Raw genomic sequence first — 17235 nt, forward strand, 5'->3', positions numbered from 1 at the left:
CCGAAAATTACGGCGGCATTCGTAACATTGCGCGGGCCCCGCCAGCATGGGGATATGACATCCCTGCTCGCACACCCGCGCGTCGACGCGTCGGTCGACGACCGCACGGCGCAGTCCGTGCGGTTGCGAGAGGTCGGGCGGAGCTTTCCGATCGGGCGAGGACGCCGCGATGTTCTCCGCGGAGTCGACATCGAGGTGGCGGCCGGCGAGATCATCGCCGTCGTCGGACCCTCGGGATGCGGCAAGTCGACTCTCCTGCGCCTCATCGGCGGACTGGACGCGCCCTCCAGCGGCAGCATCCTGCTCGATGACTCGGGTATCGCGGACGTCGATGAGCGCACCGCTGTCGCTTTCCAGGAGCCACGGCTTCTGCCCTGGAGGACGATCTCGCAGAACGTCGAGCTCGGCCTTCCGCGGGGCACGGCACGCCGAGACGGTCGCGAACGCGTGCGCGAGCTGCTCGAACTGGTCGGCCTCGAACAGGCAGCTGATCAGCGCCCGCGCGAAGTGTCAGGCGGTATGGCGCAGCGTGCCTCGCTCGCACGCGCCCTCGCTCGGAACCCCGGAGTGCTGCTGCTGGATGAGCCGTTCGGCGCGCTCGACGCCCTCACCCGCCTGCGGATGCACGATCTGCTGCTGAAGATCCACGCGGCAGAACCCACCACCGTCCTCCTCGTCACGCACGATGTCGAAGAGGCCCTCTACTTGGCTGACCGCGTGCTGCTGCTGCGCACACTCGACGCCGACGCCGCCACGGATGCGCGCTCGATCGTGCGCACGATCACCGTGCCGGGCATCCGCCCCCGCGACCGCGCCGATCGCGGTCTCGCGGACCTCCGCGCCGAGCTCCTCGAAGGACTCGGCGTCGACACCCACCACCGCACCGCCACCGAGGAGACCCGATGAGCACCATCACCCGCCGAATCATCCCTGCGATCGCTGTCGCCGGAACGATGATGCTCGTCGCCACCGGGTGCGTCGCCGGTGAGAACGCCACGGCCTCCGACGCGTCGAAGGATGACGCCGCCGCGGCCGGCGAGTGGTCTTCCGACACCCTGTCGATCGACTTCGCCACCTACAACCCCCTGAGCCTGGTGATCCGCGACCAGGGCATCCTCGAGGAGATCCTGGGTGACGACGTCGACGTCGAGTGGGTGCAGTCCGCCGGCTCCAACAAGGCCAACGAGCTGCTGCGCTCCGGCTCGATCGATGTGGGATCGACCGCGGGTTCCGCCGCGCTCCTCGCCCGTGCCAACGGATCGCCCATTCAGGTCATCGACATCTTCTCGCAGCCGGAGTGGTCGGCGATCGTCGTCGGACCCGACAGCGACATCACCGCGGTCGAGGATCTCGCGGGCAAGTCGGTCGCTGCGACGAAGGGCACGGACCCCTACTTCTTCCTGCTGCAGTCCCTCGAGGAAGCAGGGCTCTCGGTCGACGACGTCGAGGTGCAGAACCTCCAGCACGCCGACGGACGTGCAGCGCTCGACGGTGGATCGGTCGACGCCTGGGCCGGACTCGACCCGATCATGGCCGCGGCCGAGGTGGAGTCCGGCGACCAGCTCATCTATCGCAACGTCGACTTCAACACCTACGGATTCCTGAACGCCACCGAGGACTTCATCGAGAACCACGCCGACCTCGCCCAGGCCGTCGTCGACGCGTACGAGCAGGCACGCGAGTGGGCGCTCGAGAACCCCGACGAGACCGCCGCGCTGCTGGCCGAGGTCGCGGGCATCGACATCGAGGTCGCGAAGACCGTCATCACCGAGCGCTCGAACCTCGATGTGAGCGGCATCCCAGGAGACGACCAGGTCGCGGTGCTCGAGAAGATCGCTCCCGTGCTCGTCGACTCCGGTGATGTCCAGGGCGGCGAGGACTCGGTCGACAAGGCGCTGGACTCGATCGTGAACGCCACCTTCGCAGAGAAGGCGGTCGGAGGCGAGTGACCGACCAGACGGTGGTGGTCCCCGCCGACGCACGTGAGGCGCTCGACGCCGCTCGAGGTGTCCGTCGGCGGCCCGAGGTGGGCGCGCGGCATGCGTGGGACCGTCCGGCGGTGCGGATCGCCGGCGGGTTCCTGCTGCCTGTCCTCATCCTCATCGCGTGGCAGGTCGTGACGACCACCGGAGTCGTCGCGCCCTACCTGCTGCCGTCTCCGGATTCCGTCTTCGCTGCCGGTGTCGAGCTGGCCGAGCGGGGGCTGCTCTGGACGCACATCGCGATCTCGGTGCAGCGCGTGCTGCTCGGCTTCGCGATCGGATCAGTGATCGGCCTCGCGATCGCGGGGATCGTCGGGCTCTCGAGGATAGGCGACGTGCTGCTCAGCCCGACGCTCTCGGCAGTCCGTGCGGTCCCGTCCCTGGCCTGGGTGCCGCTGCTCATCCTCTGGATGCAGATCGGTGAGGAGTCGAAGGTGACGCTGATCGCGATCGGCGCCTTCTTCCCCGTCTACACCACGGTCGCGTCGGCGCTCCGCCATGTCGATCCACTCCTGGTCGAGGCCGGGCGCTCGTTCAGCCTCCGCGGATGGTCGCTGTTCCGCACCGTGCAGCTGCCCGCTGTCGTGCCGTCGGTCGTCGCAGGTCTCCGACTCGCTCTCGCGCAGGCCTGGCTGTTCCTCGTCGCTGCGGAGCTCATCGCCTCGTCGATGGGGCTCGGGTTCCTGCTCACGGACTCGCAGAACAGCGGACGCGTCGACAGGATCATCCTGTCGATCGTCCTGCTCGCGCTTCTCGGCACGATCACGAACGCTCTTCTCGTGCTGGTCGAGAAGTATCTGCTCAGACGGTGGGTGTGACCGTGACGGAAGCTCGTCTGCATGAGACCCGCACCTACTCGGCGCCTGCCGGGTTCGCTGCGACGGCGAACGTGACTGCTGAGGCGTACGCGCGGGCGGCGTCCGACCCGACACTGTTCTGGGAGCAGGCGGCCGAGCGGCTCGACTGGGCCGAGCCCTGGCACACGGCTCACGAATGGGATCCGCCCGTGGGGGATGCGGTTCCCGCCGCACGATGGTTCGTCGGTGGACAGCTCAACGTCGCGTACAACTGCGTCGACCGCCACGTCGAGGCCGGGCGCGGCGACAAGGTCGCGCTGCACTTCGAGGGCGAGCCCGGCGACCGCATCGCCGTGACATACTCCGACCTCCAGGACAGGGTCTCGCGTGCGGCCAACGCGCTCATCGCACTCGGCATCCGACCGGGCGACCGCGTCGTTATCTACCTCCCGGTGCTGATCGAGACGGTCGTGATCACCCTCGCCTGCGCGCGTGTCGGAGCCGTGCACTCACTGGTGTTCGGCGGGTTCTCCGCCGAGGCGGTGCGGTTCCGGCTCGCGGACACCGGCGCAAAGCTGCTCGTGACGAGCGACGGCCAGTTCCGCCGGGGCACCGCCACCGAGGTCAAGTCGACGGCCGACACCGCTGCCGATGATCTTCCCGACCTCGAGCACGTCCTCGTGCTCCGGCGTACCGGACAGGACGTCCCGTGGACGGAAGGGCGCGACGTGTGGTGGCACGACGTCGTCGACACCGCCTCCTCCCGGCATGAGCCCGACGCATTCGATGCCGAGCATCCGCTCTTCATCATCTACACGTCAGGCACCACGGGGAAGCCGAAGGGGCTCGTCCACACCTCGGGCGGGTACCTCACGCACGCGAGTTGGGCGCACTGGGCTCACTTCGACGCGAAACCCGACGACGTGCACTGGTGCACGGCGGATCTCGCGTGGGTGACGGCCCACACGTACGAGATCTACGGCCCGCTCTCGAACGGGCTGACGCAGGTCATCTACGAGGGGACGCCGGACACGCCGAACCGCGAACGCCATCTCGAGATCATCGAGCGCTACGGCGTGACCGTCTACTACACCGCCCCCACGCTCATCCGCACCTTCATGACGTGGTTCGGCGCAGAGCTGCCGCAGGGGCACGACCTCAGGACGCTGCGTCTGCTCGGAACGGTCGGGGAAGCGATCAACCCCGAAGCCTGGATCTGGTTCCGTCGCAATTTCGGGCGCGACGAGCTCCCGGTGGTCGACACCTGGTGGCAGTCCGAGACCGGAGCAGCGATGATTGCGCCTCTTCCGGGAGTGACGACGCTCAAGCCCGGCTCTGCATCCGTGCCGCTGCCCGGGATCGACGCGACCGTCGTCGACGCGAACGGCGATGAGGTCGCGCCCGGAAGATCCGGAACGCTCGTGGTGCGGCGCCCGTGGCCGGGAATGGCGCGGACCGTGTGGGGCAACCCGCAGCGCTACCGCGATGCGTACTGGTCGGCGTATGCCGGACACGGCGAGCACGGCGGATACTATGTCGCCGGCGATGGGGCGACGCGTGATGCCGACGGCTACATCTGGATCCTCGGTCGTCTCGACGACGTCGTGAACGTGTCCGGCCACAGGCTCTCGACGATCGAGATCGAATCCGCGCTCGTGGCCCACGACACGGTGGGGGAGGCCGGTACCGCAGGCGTCTCCGATCCGGTCACCGGGCAGGCCGTGGTCGCGTTCGTCACCGCATCAGGACGCGCGGAGGTCTCGACCTCGCAGCTGCGAGGACAGGTCGCCACGGCGATCGGCCCCGTCGCCAAGCCGAAGCACATCGTCGTGGTCCCCGACCTCCCCAAGACGCGCTCCGGCAAGATCATGCGGCGGCTGCTCGCACAGCTGTGGGAAGCCGAGCAGGATCGCCGCGCCGGACGAGCACCCGCCCCGCTCGGGGACACGACATCTCTCCAGAACCCGTGGGCCGTCGACGACATCGCCGCCGTGCTCGAGACCGCTGAACTGAGGACATGATGACGGAAGAACACCGCTTCGGCTTTCGCACGAGGGCTCTCCACGCCGGCGGCACTCCCGATGCCGCGACGGGTGCCCGCGCCGTGCCGATCTACCAGACGACCTCCTTCGTCTTCGAGGATGCGACGGATGCCGGCAACCTCTTCGCGCTGCAGAAGTACGGCAACATCTACTCGCGCATCGGCAACCCCACCGTCGCTGCGCTCGAAGAACGGCTGGCATCGCTCGAGGGCGGGATCGGCGCGGTCGCGACGGCATCCGGCATGAGCGCGGAGTTCATCACGTTCGCCGCGCTCGTCGGAGCCGGTGACCACGTGGTGGCCTCCGCCCAGCTGTACGGAGGCACGGTGACGCAGCTCGACGTGACGCTGCGCCGGTTCGGCGTGCAGACGACCTTCGTCGCATCCACCGACCCCGCCGACTACGCCGCCGCGATCCGCCCCGAGACCAAGGTCGTCTACGTGGAGATGATCGGCAACCCGTCGGGTGAGATCGCCGACATCGAAGGCCTCGCGGAGGTCGCGCATGCCGCCGGTGTGCCGCTCGTCGTCGACGCGACCCTCGCCACTCCGTACCTCGCACGGCCGCTCGAGCACGGCGCCGACATCGTCATCCACTCGGTGACGAAGTTCCTCGGTGGCCACGGCACCACACTCGGCGGCGTCGTGATCGAGAAGGGCACCTTCGACTGGGGCAACGGACGGTTCCCGCAGATGACAGAGCCCGTCGAGTCCTACGGCGGCATCAAATGGTGGGACAACTTCGGCGAGTACGGGTTCCTCACCAAGCTCCGCACCGAGCAGCTTCGTGACATCGGTCCGGCGCTCAGCCCGCAGTCGGCGTTCAACCTCCTGCAGGGAGTCGAGACGCTGCCGCAGCGCATCGACGCGCACCTCGCGAACGCGCGGGTCGTCGCCGAGTGGCTCGACTCGGACCCCCGGGTCGAGTACGTGACCTGGGCGGGCCTGGCTCATCACCCGCACCATGAGCGCGCTGCGAAGTACCTGCCGCTCGGCCCTGGGTCGGTGTTCGCCTTCGGAGTGAGGGCCGATGACGGCCGTGCCGCGGGGGAGACCCTGATCGAGAACCTCCAGCTCGCGTCCCATCTCGCGAACATCGGCGATGCGCGCACGCTCGTGATCCACCCGGCATCCACCACCCATCGTCAGCTCACGGAACAGCAGCTCGTCGCCGCGGGCGTGCGCCCTGACCTCATCCGCATCTCGGTGGGTCTCGAGGACGCCGAAGACATCATCTGGGATCTCGATCAGGCCCTCACGACAGCGACAGGAGCGACCCGATGAGCGGAATCGAGACCACGGGCGCTGAGGCTTGCGCGCTTCCGACTGCGCAGGACATCGCATCCTGCGCGCTCCCCGGGTCCTCGCCGGCGCAGCCCGACCGCACCTGGATCGGACCCGGTCAGCAGGAGCGCTTCAGCATCCTCCGGCGCGCGAGATCCGTCGCCATCGTCGGTGCGTCGAACAACCCTGCGCGGGCGTCGTACTTCGTGGCGACCTATCTGCTCTCCAGCACCGCGTATGACGTGTACCTCGTCAACCCGCGGGAGGCGGAGATCCTCGGACAGCCGGTCTACGCCTCACTTGCAGACCTGCCTGTGGTGCCCGACATCGTCGACGTGTTCCGCCGGCACGACGACCTGCCGGGGGTGGCCCAGGAGGCGATCGAGGCCGGCGCGCACACGCTCTGGCTGCAGCTGGGTTCATGGAACGAGGATGCCGCAGCGATCGCCGAGGGGGCGGGGCTCTCGGTGGTGATGGATCGGTGCATCAAGATCGAGCATGCCCGGTTCCATGGAGGGCTCCACCTCGCCGGATTCGACACCGGGGTCATCAGCTCGCGTCGGCAGCTGCTGGCGCGATGACCCGAGCTCGCGGTCGAGCCTAGACTGGCGAGATGCCTCTCATCGCTCTCACCGGCGGCATCGCCTCGGGCAAGTCGACCATCGCGCGACGACTCGCAGAACTCGGAGCGGTCGTCGTCGACGCCGATCAGATCGTGCGCGACGTGCAGGCGCCAGGCTCTGCGGTGCTGGCACGGATCGAGGACGTCTTCGGCGCCGATGTCATCGACGCGGACGGCGCACTCGACCGGGCTGCCCTGGGCGCCAAGGTGTTCGGCGATCCCGAGCAGCTGGCGCGGCTGAACGCGATCGTCCACCCCGCGGTGCGTGCCGAGTCGCAGCGTCGATTCGAGGAGGCCGCCTCCGCCGGTCCCGAGACCGTCGTCGTGTACGACGTCCCGCTCCTGGTCGAGGCGCGGGTCGATGACCCGTGGGATCTGATCGTCGTGGCCCATGCGCCGGCGGACGAGCGCAGGCGGCGGCTCGTCGAGCTGCGCGGCATGGCGGAGCAGGCGGCCCAGGAACGGATCGACGCGCAGGTGTCCGACGAGCGTCGGCTCGCGATCGCCGACGAGGTCATCGAAACCTCAGGTTCACTGGAGGAGACGATCCGGCAGACCGACGCCCTGTGGGAGCGGATCCGCTCGTCGTGACCTTCACCGGTCACACACCCGGGTCTCCCGCCTATCGGCGTCTCATCGTCGGGCTGTTCTTCGCCGGCATCGCGACGTTCGCGCAGCTGTACTCGCCGCAGGCCGTGCTGCCGCAACTCTCGTCGAACCTGGGGATCACGCCTGCCACCGCGGCGCTCGCGGTGTCGGCTGCGACGCTCGGTCTGGCGGCGGCCGTCGTTCCGTGGTCGATGGTCGCAGACCGCATGGGGCGGGTTCCCGCCATGGGGATCTCGGCATCCTCACAGCGACGGCGCTGGGGGTTCTCGCGCCCTTCAGCACCGGCATGGAGATGCTGCTGGCACTGCGGCTGCTCGAGGGCGTGGCGCTGGGCGCCGTGCCCGCGGTGGCGCTCGCATATCTCAGCGAGGAGGTGAGCGCACGCGATGCCGCGACTGCAGCGGGGAGCTACATAGCCGGGACGACCGTGGGCGGCCTGCTCGGTCGTGTCCTGTCGGGATTGGCCGGCGAGCCATGGGGATGGCGCGCGGGCATCTGGACCGTCGCCGGTGTGTGCGCGGTGGCAGCGGTCCTGTTCCTCTGGCTCACTCCGAAGGCTCAGGGGTTCGTGCCCGGTCGATTTCGACACGACGCGTCGCCACGGATGCTTGCGCGCCTGGCGATGCCGCTGCGCTCCGCGACGCAGCTCGCGCTCTACATGCAGGGCTTTCTTCTGATGGGCGCCTTCGTCGCGGTGTACAACTACCTCGGGTTCCACCTGATCGACGCGCCGTTCGCCCTTCCGGGGTGGGTGGTCACGCTGCTGTTCCTGGCCTATCTCGCAGGTACCGTCTCGTCGCCGACAGCAGGTGCGCTCGCATCCCGCTTCGGCCGGTATCCGGTGCTGCTCGCCTCGATCGCCGTGATGGCCGTCGGCGCCCTCGCCATGTTGAGCCAGGTGCTCTTCGCGGTGATCGTCGGGCTGCTGCTCTTCACCACCGGCTTCTTCGGCGCGCATGCCGTCGCCTCGGGGTGGGCTCCCGCCGCAGCCGCCTCCGACAGCAGGGCGCAGGCATCGTCGCTCTACTATTTCGGCTACTACGCGGGGTCGAGCCTCTTCGGCTGGGCGCTGGGGATCGTGTTCGGCACGGCTGACTGGGCGTGGTTCGTGGCGGTGATCGTGGCGATGTGCGCGGTGTCCGCGGCGCTGGCGGCACGCGCCCTGCGGCAGGCGTCGACCGGCCGCGTATGATCACGAAGCGGCACCTCATCGCCGTCGCTCACTGCCACTGTCGACCGGGAGGATCGCCTCATGCGCCTGACCTATCTCGCCGCCTACGATCGTGAGCTGCGCACGGACGCCGAGGTGACGCACGCGCTCAGCGTGGCGATGCACGGACCGCTGCGACTCGCCGTCTTCCCCGGCGGGCGCGGGTTCGTGTCGTACTCGGACCTCGATGGCCACGACTCCGGCGGAATCGAAGAGCTCATCGACGTCGCGCTCGCGCACTTCACGACCCTCAGCGGCATCGATTCGATCGAGTGGAAGACGCGAGGGCATGATCGTGCGCCTGGGCTCGGCCGGGCTCTGGAGAGCCGTGGGTTCGTGCCTGAGGACGAGGAGTCGGTGATGATCGGCGAGGCGGCGGCGCTCGCCCAGCCCGTCGACCTTCCCTCTGAGGTGGAGCTCCGACGGGCGCGCACCGAGGCCGAGGTGTTCGCGATGGAGGAGATGCAGGGGAGGGTCTTCGGCGATCCGCAGTGGCGCGTGCGCGTCGAGACGACGCTGCAGCGCATCCGGGAAGATGACACCGTGGAGCTCTGGACGGCTGTGGCTGATGGAGCGGTGATCAGCGCTGGACGCCTGGAGCCCGTGGCCGGCACCCGCTTCGCCGGTCTGTGGGGCGGAGCGACGCTGCCCGAATGGCGGGGTCGAGGGATCTACAGAGCGCTGACGGCGGAGCGCGCGCGATCCGCCCTCGCGCTCGGCAAGCGGTACCTGCAGTCGGATTGCACCGAGTTCTCGCGGCCGATCCTCGAGCGTGCGGGACTCGTCAAGGTCTCGACCACCACGCCCTACGTGTGGACGCGGCCGGCTGACTGACCGGCACCGCCCTCTCGACGCCTGCGCGCCAGGCGGCGCGCGCCCACGACGACGACGATGACGAGGCCCACCAGCAGCAGGGCGGCCACGACGGGGATGACGATCGCCGTGATCGCGAGCATGAACGATGCCCCGTCCTCAGCCGTGCTCAGGACAGGAGCCGCAAGGCCGCCGGTCACGGTGTTCGCGGCGACACGCGCGGTGGCCTTCGCGATGTGCACGACCAGGGCGATCGCGATGCCGGAGACCACCGGCACCCAGGCGTTGTCGGTGAAGAACGCGGCAGGGTCGTCGACCGCGATCGTCTGAGCGCCCGAGCCGGCGCCGAAGGCGATGCCACCGGATGCCGGACGCAGAATGCTCTGGATCACGTCGTTCAGGGAGTCGAGCGCAGGGATCTTGTCGGCCACGACCTCCAGCAGCAGCAGCCCGCCGAGGATCCAGAGCGCGAGATCGCTCGACAGCCACGACCACGAGGCCGGCAGCACCACGGAGGGAAGCAGCCGATCGGCGAGGCCCAGCAGGAACAGCGGCATCCAGGCGTTGAGGCCCGCAGACGCGGCGAGACTGGTGCCGATGAGGAACTCGATCACGCCCCCACTCTAGGCGGAGGCCGCTCGTGGCCCCGATGTCGGTGGCCCGGCATACGCTGGAGGTATGCAACCCACGCGAAGTGTTCGTCCCTTCGAGGTCATCAGCGAATATGCGCCTGCCGGCGACCAGCCGAAGGCGATCGCCGAACTCGCATCGCGTATCAACGCCGGCGAGACCGACATCGTGCTGCTCGGCGCCACCGGTACCGGAAAGTCGGCGACGACCGCCTGGCTGGTCGAGCAGGTGCAGCGTCCGACGCTCGTCCTCGCGCACAACAAGACGCTCGCCGCGCAGCTGGCCAACGAGTTCCGCGAGCTGATGCCGAACAACGCCGTCGAGTACTTCGTCTCCTACTACGACTACTACCAGCCAGAGGCGTACGTGCCTCAGACCGACACCTTCATCGAGAAGGACTCCTCGATCAACTCCGAGGTCGAGCGTCTGCGTCACTCGACCACGAACTCGCTGCTCAGCCGCCGCGACGTGATCGTCGTCTCCACCGTCTCCTGCATCTACGGACTCGGCGCGCCAGAAGAGTACCTCCGCGCCATGGTCGCCCTCCAGGTGGGAGAGCGGTACGACCGCGACGCGCTGATCAGGCAGTTCATCTCGATGCAGTACAACCGCAATGACGTCGACTTCTCCCGGGGCAACTTCCGGGTGCGAGGCGACACCATCGAGATCATCCCGGTGTACGAGGAGCATGCGATCCGCATCGAGCTGTTCGGTGACGAGATCGAAGCGCTCTATTCGTTGCATCCGCTCACCGGAGAGGTCATCGAGAAGCTCGACTCCGTGCCGATCTTCCCCGCCTCGCACTACGTGGCGGGAACCGATGTGATCCAGCGCTCGATCGGCACCATCGAGCACGAGCTCGAGGAGCGGCTCAAGGAGTTCGAGCGTCAGGGGAAGCTGCTCGAGGCCCAGCGGCTGCGGATGCGCACGACCTTCGACCTGGAGATGCTGCAGCAGCTCGGCTTCTGCTCGGGAATCGAGAACTACTCCCGGCACATGGACGGGCGTCAGCCCGGCGAGCCGCCGCACACGCTGCTCGACTTCTTCCCCGACGACTTCATGCTCGTGATCGACGAGTCGCACGTCACGGTGCCGCAGATCGGCGCGATGTACGAGGGAGACGCATCCCGCAAGCGCACGCTCGTCGACCATGGCTTCCGGCTCCCGAGCGCGATGGACAACAGGCCGCTGCGGTGGGACGAGTTCAAGAACAGGATCGGGCAGACCGTGTATCTGTCGGCCACTCCCGGCAAGTACGAGATGGGCATCGCCGACGGCGTGGTGGAGCAGATCATCCGCCCGACGGGTCTGGTGGACCCGCACATCATCGTGAAGCCGTCGAAGGGCCAGATCGACGACCTTCTCGAGGAGATCAGGCAGCGTGTCGGGCGTGACGAGCGTGTGCTCGTGACGACGCTCACCAAGAAGATGTCCGAAGAGCTGACGGACTTCCTCGGCGAGCACGGCGTGCGCGTGCGCTACCTCCACTCCGACGTCGACACGCTGCGACGGGTCGAGCTGCTCAGCGAGCTGCGGGCGGGCGTCTACGACGTCCTGGTGGGAATCAACCTGCTGCGTGAAGGACTCGATCTGCCCGAGGTGTCGCTGGTCGCGATCCTCGACGCCGACAAAGAGGGCTTCCTGCGATCGGGCACGTCGCTGATCCAGACGATCGGCCGCGCGGCGCGCAACGTCTCGGGCGAAGTGCACATGTACGCCGACAGGATCACCGACTCGATGGCCAAGGCGATCGAAGAGACGGATCGACGTCGCGAGAAGCAGGTCGCCTACAACCTGGAGCACGGGATCGACCCGCAGCCGCTGCGTAAGCGGATCGCCGACATCACCGAGGTGCTCGCCCGTGAAGGCGCCGACACCGCTGCGATGATGTCCGGCCGCGGTCGCGCGACCGGCAAGGGCAAGTCTCCGACGCCCAACCTCCGGCGCACCGGGATCGCCGCTGAAGGCGCTCAGCAGCTCGAAGCCGTGATCCAGGACCTCTCCGACCAGATGCTCGCGGCGGCCGCGGAGCTCAAGTTCGAGCTCGCCGGACGACTGCGTGACGAGGTGCAGGACATGAAGAAGGAGTTGCGTGCCATGGAGAAGGCCGGCCACGCCTGACGACACGGGAGCGACCAGGATGGACGCATCAGGAGAAGAGCTCGCCGATCGCGTGAGAGCGCTTCTCACCCTTGACGGGAACGTCGAGGAGAAGCGGATGTTCGGCACGCGCGCGTTCCTCCTCGACGGTCACATCCTCGTCGGTGCGCGCACCGGCGGGGTGCTGCTCGTGCGCGTCGACGAAGAGCACGGCGCGTCGCTGATCACCCGGCCAGGGGTCGCGTCCGCGGTCATGGGTCCGCGGACCATGGGCACCGGTTGGCTCGACGTATCGCCGAGCGCGCTCATCGACGACGACGACCTCGCGGCCTGGCTCGACATCGCGCGTGAAGACGCGAAGCGAGACGGCTGAGAGCGAGCCTCAGGGGCAGTGGACGAGCGTCTTGGGGCCCGACCGGTCGATCTCATGCTCGCTCATCGGGGAGCCGCACAGCGGACAGGCGCGTTCGGCACGTTCGGACGGGCTCGGCGGGGGCGTCTTCTCGTAGGGGCCGACCGAGGCCGGGCCGGCGAAGCGGATCAGATTCGAGTTGAACCAGGCATACAGGCCTCCGGCTTCGCGGATCCGAGTGCGGAGCGAAGGGCGATCATCAGAACTGGCCATGTTGCTTAGTGTACTAACTATTAGGGTCAATGTATATTCGAATCCGTGACCGCATCGGATGACCTGCTCAAGCTCGACAACCAGCTCTGCTTCGCTCTGGTGACCGCAGCACGCAACGTCGTGGCGATCTACCGGCCGATTCTGGAGCCCCTCGGGCTCACGCATCCGCAGTATCTTGTGATGCTGGCGCTCTGGGAACGTGCTCCGCGCCCACTGAACGATCTCGCGGCCGACCTCGCGCTCGAGCCTGCGACGGCGTCGCCGCTGGTGAAGCGGCTGGAGGCAGACGGTCTTGTGGCGAGGCAGCGCAGCGTCGAGGACGAGCGCCGTCTCGACATCACGCTCACGGACGCCGGTCGGGCTCTGCGTGGCCGAGCCCTCGATGTTCCGCGCCAGGTGATGACCGCTGTGGGAATGGACCTGCAGCAGATCGCGACACTGCGCGATGGTTTGTCGGCATTCGCGGGGCGCCGTTCAGCCCAGGAGTGACCGCGTCATAGGGTGTGGGCATGCCGATCGAACACCAGACGCGTCCTGCGCGCCGGAGTGTCGATCGGATGGTCCTTCCCGTCGTCGTCGTCGTTCTGTTCGGCGCGGCGATGATCGCGTCGGCGATCCAGGGTCAGCCGACGTTCCGCCCCACCGAGCCGATTCCCGAGGGGACGGCAGAGCCGCTGCCCACCGTGTCGCCGGGTGGAACCGGGCTCCCCGAGCCGGTGGAGGTCGAACCCACGAACGCCGCGCTCGCGCAGACTCTCACGGTGATCCTGATGCTCCTGGTCGCGGCCGGGATCGTCGCGCTCCTCGTGATCGCCGCCAGAGCCCTGCTTCGAGCATGGCGAGATCGCCCGCTCCGGCGTCGTGACGCAGCCGTCGTCGCATCCGAGGTCGATCAGCTCGCATCGACCCCGACAGCGGACGTCGCGGTCGGGGTGATGCAACGCGGGATCGCCGGCGCGCTGGCGACGATCGATGAGCGTGCCACGGCCTCGGATGCCATCGTCGCCGCGTGGATCGGTCTCGAGGAGAGCGCGGCGGACGCGGGGGTGAAGCGTGCGGCGAGCGAGACTCCGGGGGAGTTCGTGGTGCGGATCATCACTCTGCGGCCGGGCGCCGCCGACGACGCTGCGGCGTTGCTGCGCCTCTATGAGAGCGTCCGCTTCGGCACGCGGGTGGCCGACGAACATGATCGGGCCTCGGCGCGACAGGCCCTTCGGCGCATCGAGGGGGTGTGGCGATGAGCGCACGGAGAACACTTCTCGCGATCGGTGCGGCGGTCGTCGCTGCTCTCGCCCTCCTCGGCTTCGGCTTCACCTGGCCGTTCGTGATCGGCTGGAGTCTGCTGATCTGCGCGGTCGGTCTGCTCGGACAACTCGTGATGCCGCTCGAGCCCGGCTTCGACGCCCCGCGTATCGACACGGAACGCCATCGTCGGCCGACCGCGATCTCTCGGATGGCGTGGGCCCTGAACACGCACACCGGTATCGCCGGACAGCAGATCACCCGACGCGTCAGCGCGATCCTCCGCCATAGGCTGGTGCGCCAGGGAATCGACCCGGACAACCCGGAGGACAGGGCACGACTCACCGCGGTGATCGGACCCGGGCTCTGGGAACAGCTGACGGGTCCCGCCCCGACGATCGTCGACATCGAACGGGCCCTGGATGCCGTCGATCGACTGAACCCTTCCTCACCCGGCGAGCCGTCGCTCGCGTCGCACGCCCCAGCCACCGGCCAGGCGCGGCCCTCGCTGTTCCGTCGATCAAGGAGATGACATGACGAGCCCCGCAGAGATCGCCGACACCGGAGCCAGGATCCTCGCCGCAGTGAGGACGGTCGTGGTGGGCATGGACGACCCCGTCGAGATCGCGCTCGCGACGATCCTCGCGGGTGGTCATGTGCTGTTCGAGGACGTGCCAGGGCTGGGAAAGACCCTCGCCGCTCGCAGTCTCGCGTCGGCCCTGGGGCTGTCGTTCCGTCGGTTGCAGTGCACCCCCGACATGCTCCCGGGCGACGTGACCGGATCGTACGTGTACGCACCGGACTCGGGCGACTTCGTCTTCCGTCCCGGGCCGATCTTCACCGGTCTGCTGCTCGCCGACGAGGTCAACAGAACCACCCCGAAGACGCAGTCGGCGATGCTCGAGGCGATGGCGGAGCGACAGGTGACGGTCGAGGGCAACAGCTTCGCGCTGCCGGCGCCGTTCCATGTGATCGCGACGTCGAATCCGATCGAGTACGAGGGCACCTACGCGCTTCCCGAGGCGCAGCTCGACAGATTCATGGTGCGGCTGTCCGTCGGCTATCCGGACGCGGAGAACGAGGCTCGGATCCTGGAGAACCGGGTGAGCAGGCGAGAGGAGGCGACCCACGTCGCCCCGGTGATCGATGCCGACCAGCTCGTCGCCCTGCAGAACGCGGTCGAAGCCATCCACGTCGATCAGGACATCACCCGCTACTGCGTCGAGATCACCCGCGCCACGAGGAATGCGCCGAACGTCGAGGTCGGGGCCTCGCCGCGAGGTTCGCTCGGTCTGCTGCTGCTCGGACGAGCGCTGGCGGCGCTGGACGGTCGCGACTACGTGCGCCCGGACGACATCAAGCGCATCGCCGTGCCTGTGCTGGCCCATCGACTCACCCTCACTCCGCAGGCATGGGCTCAGGGTGCGTCGGCGTCCGATGTGGTTCGATCGGTCGTCGGTCAGGTGGCGGTGCCGCCGACTGTCGGGGCGCTCGGATGACGGATGATCCCGACGCGGGGCGTCGTGGGCCGGTGCTGTCGGTGGCGATCGGCGGCGCGGTGATCCTCGCCGTCGTCGGCCTTCTGTCGGCCCGACCGGACGTCGCGGCCATGGGCCTGCCTCTGGCCCTCTGGAGCGGGTTCGCGATCGCACGAGGCACCGCCGGGGGCGAGGCGAAGGTCAGGATCGATGCGCTGCCGGGACAGGATGGAGAACTGCTCACCGCGATCGCCGTCGAGAGCGACGCGGAAGCCGTCGAGATGGTGATCGTGCAGTCGGAGCGCCGCACCAGGCGAGTGATCGTGCCTGGGGGCGGATCATCCGTCACCGCCCGCAGCACCGTCCTGCATTCCGGGCCGGCGATTCCTGTGCAAGCCGCGGCGAGAGGGTTCTCTCTCGAGGGCGCGGCGCTCTCGAAGACAGCGGGGCCCGTCGCGGCCGGACGTCAGGTGGCACCGCCCCGCCGACCGATCGATGCGCTGCCGTTGCCGCGACGACTGATCGGGTCGCACGGTGCTCACGAGGGGCGCCGTCAGGGCCAGGGCGGTGACTTCAGGGACATCCACGCCTTCGCTCCGGGGGACGAGCTCCGCCGCGTGGACTGGCGGGCCACGGCGCGGATGGCACGCAGGCCGGGGGATCTGCTGGTTCGACGGACGAACACCCTGAGCGACTCCTCCGTCGTGATCGCGATGGACACGTCGGAAGACCTCGGAGAGGTCGTCTCGTCATGGGGGAGCGGCGATCTCGAACGCAGTGGCGTGACGTCGCTCGACCTCGCGCGGGAGGCCGCCCGCGCGATCGCCGACTCGGCCATCGGCGCGGGCGACCGCGTCGCGCTGCACGTGCTCGTGCACGGGGGCCGGTCGCTGCGCAGCGGCAGCGGATCGAGGCACCTCGCGCGCGTGGTGGCGGCCATCGCCGCGACAGGTCAGGCACGAGAGGATGCGTCCTTCCGCCGCACGCCTCCCGTGCCGCACGGCTCGGTCATCTTCGTGCTGTCGACGTTCTTCGAGGGCGCGGCGGCACAGACGGCGCTGATGTGGAGGGCGAGCGGTCATCGAGTCGTCGCCGTCGACGTGCTTCCGCCGCTCGATCGCACGCGTCTCACCCGGGCACAGCTCATCGGCCTTCGCACCGTGCTCGCCGAGCGGGAGAACGTGTTCGCCGATCTGCACGGCGCCGGAGTCGATGTGGTCACCTGGGCCGATGATCCGTCATCGGCGCTGCTCGCGATCGCGAGGGTGCGCCGATGAGGGGGAACGACTCGCTGCAGACCGGACCGGCCGTCTCCTGGCTCGTCGTGCGGGGCGCGCTCATCGCCGTCGTCGCCGCCGGGGCCGTCGCCCTGTGCCCGCTGATCGGGTGGCAGGTGGCCGCTGTCGTGCTGGCGGTCGTCGCCGCCGCCCTCCCGCAGACGTTCGCGGCGTGGGGATCGGTCGGCTGCCTCGTGATCGGGATGCTGATCTCGGAGCCCGATCTCGGGCGCGCGATGATCGCGGTGCTCGTCGTGCAGCTCATCCACGTGCTGATGTCGCTCTCGCTCGTGATCCCCGCGGGTTCCCGCGTGGTGATCGCCGCGCTCCGGCGCAGCGCACTGCGGCTGCTCGTCGTCCAGGCGATCGCTCAGCCGGTGACCGTCGCGGTGATGGTCGTCGGCGGAGCCGCCGCGCAGGGATCGGCGCAGACGGTGCCGTGGGCCGCCGTCGCGGGAGCCGGAGCCGTCGTGGCGCTCGCGGTGACCCTGGTCATGAGGGCGAACCGCCGAGCACCGTGAGGCG

At 68.7% G+C, this 17235-nt stretch carries 20 protein-coding genes; 18 read left to right on the forward strand and 2 right to left on the reverse strand.

Annotation, left to right across the window (positions count from 1 at the left end):
- The first annotated feature begins 54 nt into the window (after positions 1-54).
- From OB895_RS00510 to OB895_RS00555, 10 genes are read left to right on the forward strand one after another with little or no spacing between them, the layout of a single operon-like run.
- A complete protein-coding gene (locus OB895_RS00510; RefSeq protein WP_079113073.1) occupies positions 55-906 on the forward strand; it encodes an ABC transporter ATP-binding protein in 852 nt (283 codons plus the stop codon).
- Entirely contained in the window at positions 903-1949 is a 1047-nt protein-coding gene (locus OB895_RS00515) for an aliphatic sulfonate ABC transporter substrate-binding protein (RefSeq protein WP_079113072.1), read from the forward strand. The genes OB895_RS00510 and OB895_RS00515 overlap by 4 nt, the downstream gene beginning before the upstream one ends.
- On the forward strand, positions 1946-2800 hold the full coding sequence (locus OB895_RS00520) for an ABC transporter permease (RefSeq protein WP_079113071.1): 855 nt from the start codon (positions 1946-1948) through the stop codon (positions 2798-2800). The genes OB895_RS00515 and OB895_RS00520 overlap by 4 nt, the downstream gene beginning before the upstream one ends.
- Complete coding sequence (acs, locus tag OB895_RS00525; RefSeq protein WP_079113070.1) at positions 2791-4800, forward strand: acetate--CoA ligase; 2010 nt, start codon at positions 2791-2793, stop codon at positions 4798-4800. The genes OB895_RS00520 and acs overlap by 10 nt, the downstream gene beginning before the upstream one ends.
- The gene (locus OB895_RS00530; protein WP_042541613.1) at positions 4800-6104 is read left to right on the forward strand and encodes an O-acetylhomoserine aminocarboxypropyltransferase/cysteine synthase family protein; all 1305 of its coding nucleotides are present in this window, start codon (positions 4800-4802) and stop codon (positions 6102-6104) included. Before acs ends, OB895_RS00530 begins: the two co-directional genes overlap by 1 nt.
- Positions 6101-6685, forward strand: coding sequence for a CoA-binding protein (locus tag OB895_RS00535; protein ID WP_079113069.1), 585 nt, complete (start codon positions 6101-6103; stop codon positions 6683-6685). Before OB895_RS00530 ends, OB895_RS00535 begins: the two co-directional genes overlap by 4 nt.
- Before the next feature lie 32 nt (positions 6686-6717).
- A complete protein-coding gene (gene coaE, locus OB895_RS00540) occupies positions 6718-7317 on the forward strand; it encodes a dephospho-CoA kinase (protein ID WP_042541612.1) in 600 nt (199 codons plus the stop codon).
- Positions 7314-7712 (forward strand): MFS transporter, encoded by a 399-nt coding sequence (locus OB895_RS00545; RefSeq protein WP_311878594.1) that lies wholly within the window; start codon positions 7314-7316, stop codon positions 7710-7712. The genes coaE and OB895_RS00545 overlap by 4 nt, the downstream gene beginning before the upstream one ends.
- Complete coding sequence (locus OB895_RS00550) at positions 7622-8527, forward strand: MFS transporter (protein ID WP_311878595.1); 906 nt, start codon at positions 7622-7624, stop codon at positions 8525-8527. Before OB895_RS00545 ends, OB895_RS00550 begins: the two co-directional genes overlap by 91 nt.
- A gap of 60 nt (positions 8528-8587) precedes the next feature.
- Positions 8588-9379, forward strand: coding sequence for a GNAT family N-acetyltransferase (locus tag OB895_RS00555; protein WP_042541610.1), 792 nt, complete (start codon positions 8588-8590; stop codon positions 9377-9379).
- On the opposite strand, the gene OB895_RS00560 is transcribed toward OB895_RS00555, so the two are convergent.
- A complete protein-coding gene (locus OB895_RS00560; protein WP_042541609.1) occupies positions 9352-9972 on the reverse strand; it encodes a DUF4126 domain-containing protein in 621 nt (206 codons plus the stop codon). The two genes, OB895_RS00555 and OB895_RS00560, sit on opposite strands and share 28 nt — an antisense overlap.
- 64 nt (positions 9973-10036) lie before the next feature.
- Between OB895_RS00560 and uvrB the strand changes: the two genes are divergently transcribed.
- Positions 10037-12109, forward strand: a complete 2073-nt coding sequence (uvrB, locus tag OB895_RS00565; RefSeq protein ID WP_042541608.1) for an excinuclease ABC subunit UvrB — start codon at positions 10037-10039, stop codon at positions 12107-12109.
- A gap of 19 nt (positions 12110-12128) precedes the next feature.
- Positions 12129-12461 carry a TfoX/Sxy family protein gene (locus OB895_RS00570; RefSeq protein ID WP_079113068.1) on the forward strand — a complete coding sequence of 111 codons (333 nt, stop codon included), beginning with the start codon at positions 12129-12131 and terminating at the stop codon, positions 12459-12461.
- A gap of 9 nt (positions 12462-12470) precedes the next feature.
- Here the strand turns inward: OB895_RS00570 and OB895_RS00575 are convergent, their stop codons facing one another.
- On the reverse strand, positions 12471-12713 hold the full coding sequence (locus OB895_RS00575; RefSeq protein ID WP_042541606.1) for a hypothetical protein: 243 nt from the start codon (positions 12711-12713) through the stop codon (positions 12471-12473).
- A gap of 45 nt (positions 12714-12758) precedes the next feature.
- Here OB895_RS00575 and OB895_RS00580 point away from each other — a divergent pair, with 45 nt between their 5' ends.
- From OB895_RS00580 to OB895_RS00605, 6 genes are read left to right on the forward strand one after another with little or no spacing between them, the layout of a single operon-like run.
- Entirely contained in the window at positions 12759-13202 is a 444-nt protein-coding gene (locus OB895_RS00580; RefSeq protein ID WP_042541605.1) for a MarR family winged helix-turn-helix transcriptional regulator, read from the forward strand.
- A gap of 20 nt (positions 13203-13222) precedes the next feature.
- On the forward strand, positions 13223-13954 hold the full coding sequence (locus tag OB895_RS00585; RefSeq protein WP_079113067.1) for a DUF4129 domain-containing protein: 732 nt from the start codon (positions 13223-13225) through the stop codon (positions 13952-13954).
- Positions 13951-14487: a hypothetical protein gene (locus OB895_RS00590; RefSeq protein ID WP_153302214.1), complete on the forward strand. Its 537-nt coding sequence runs from the start codon at positions 13951-13953 to the stop codon at positions 14485-14487. Before OB895_RS00585 ends, OB895_RS00590 begins: the two co-directional genes overlap by 4 nt.
- 1 nt (position 14488) lies before the next feature.
- On the forward strand, positions 14489-15454 hold the full coding sequence (locus tag OB895_RS00595) for an AAA family ATPase (protein WP_079113065.1): 966 nt from the start codon (positions 14489-14491) through the stop codon (positions 15452-15454).
- Positions 15451-16710: a DUF58 domain-containing protein gene (locus OB895_RS00600; protein ID WP_228385527.1), complete on the forward strand. Its 1260-nt coding sequence runs from the start codon at positions 15451-15453 to the stop codon at positions 16708-16710. The genes OB895_RS00595 and OB895_RS00600 overlap by 4 nt, the downstream gene beginning before the upstream one ends.
- Positions 16707-17231 carry a hypothetical protein gene (locus OB895_RS00605; RefSeq protein ID WP_079113063.1) on the forward strand — a complete coding sequence of 175 codons (525 nt, stop codon included), beginning with the start codon at positions 16707-16709 and terminating at the stop codon, positions 17229-17231. Before OB895_RS00600 ends, OB895_RS00605 begins: the two co-directional genes overlap by 4 nt.
- Positions 17232-17235: the final 4 nt, after the last annotated feature.

This window comes from Microbacterium forte (assembly GCF_031885415.1).
Taxonomy (GTDB): domain Bacteria; phylum Actinomycetota; class Actinomycetes; order Actinomycetales; family Microbacteriaceae; genus Microbacterium; species Microbacterium forte.

Excerpts from the sequence above, each read along its gene's own strand:
- OB895_RS00510 (WP_079113073.1), top strand. The coding sequence starts at position 55 with ATGACATCCCTGCTCGCACACCCGCGCGTCGACGCGTCGGTCGACGAC.
- OB895_RS00515 (WP_079113072.1), top strand. The coding sequence starts at position 903 with ATGAGCACCATCACCCGCCGAATCATCCCTGCGATCGCTGTCGCCGGA.
- OB895_RS00530 (WP_042541613.1), top strand. The coding sequence starts at position 4,800 with ATGACGGAAGAACACCGCTTCGGCTTTCGCACGAGGGCTCTCCACGCC.
- OB895_RS00535 (WP_079113069.1), top strand. The coding sequence starts at position 6,101 with ATGAGCGGAATCGAGACCACGGGCGCTGAGGCTTGCGCGCTTCCGACT.
- coaE (WP_042541612.1), top strand. The coding sequence starts at position 6,718 with ATGCCTCTCATCGCTCTCACCGGCGGCATCGCCTCGGGCAAGTCGACC.
- OB895_RS00550 (WP_311878595.1), top strand. The coding sequence starts at position 7,622 with ATGGAGATGCTGCTGGCACTGCGGCTGCTCGAGGGCGTGGCGCTGGGC.
- OB895_RS00555 (WP_042541610.1), top strand. The coding sequence starts at position 8,588 with ATGCGCCTGACCTATCTCGCCGCCTACGATCGTGAGCTGCGCACGGAC.
- uvrB (WP_042541608.1), top strand. The coding sequence starts at position 10,037 with ATGCAACCCACGCGAAGTGTTCGTCCCTTCGAGGTCATCAGCGAATAT.
- OB895_RS00570 (WP_079113068.1), top strand. The coding sequence starts at position 12,129 with ATGGACGCATCAGGAGAAGAGCTCGCCGATCGCGTGAGAGCGCTTCTC.
- OB895_RS00575 (WP_042541606.1), bottom strand. The coding sequence starts at position 12,713 with ATGGCCAGTTCTGATGATCGCCCTTCGCTCCGCACTCGGATCCGCGAA.
- OB895_RS00585 (WP_079113067.1), top strand. The coding sequence starts at position 13,223 with ATGCCGATCGAACACCAGACGCGTCCTGCGCGCCGGAGTGTCGATCGG.
- OB895_RS00590 (WP_153302214.1), top strand. The coding sequence starts at position 13,951 with ATGAGCGCACGGAGAACACTTCTCGCGATCGGTGCGGCGGTCGTCGCT.
- OB895_RS00595 (WP_079113065.1), top strand. The coding sequence starts at position 14,489 with ATGACGAGCCCCGCAGAGATCGCCGACACCGGAGCCAGGATCCTCGCC.
- OB895_RS00600 (WP_228385527.1), top strand. The coding sequence starts at position 15,451 with ATGACGGATGATCCCGACGCGGGGCGTCGTGGGCCGGTGCTGTCGGTG.
- OB895_RS00605 (WP_079113063.1), top strand. The coding sequence starts at position 16,707 with ATGAGGGGGAACGACTCGCTGCAGACCGGACCGGCCGTCTCCTGGCTC.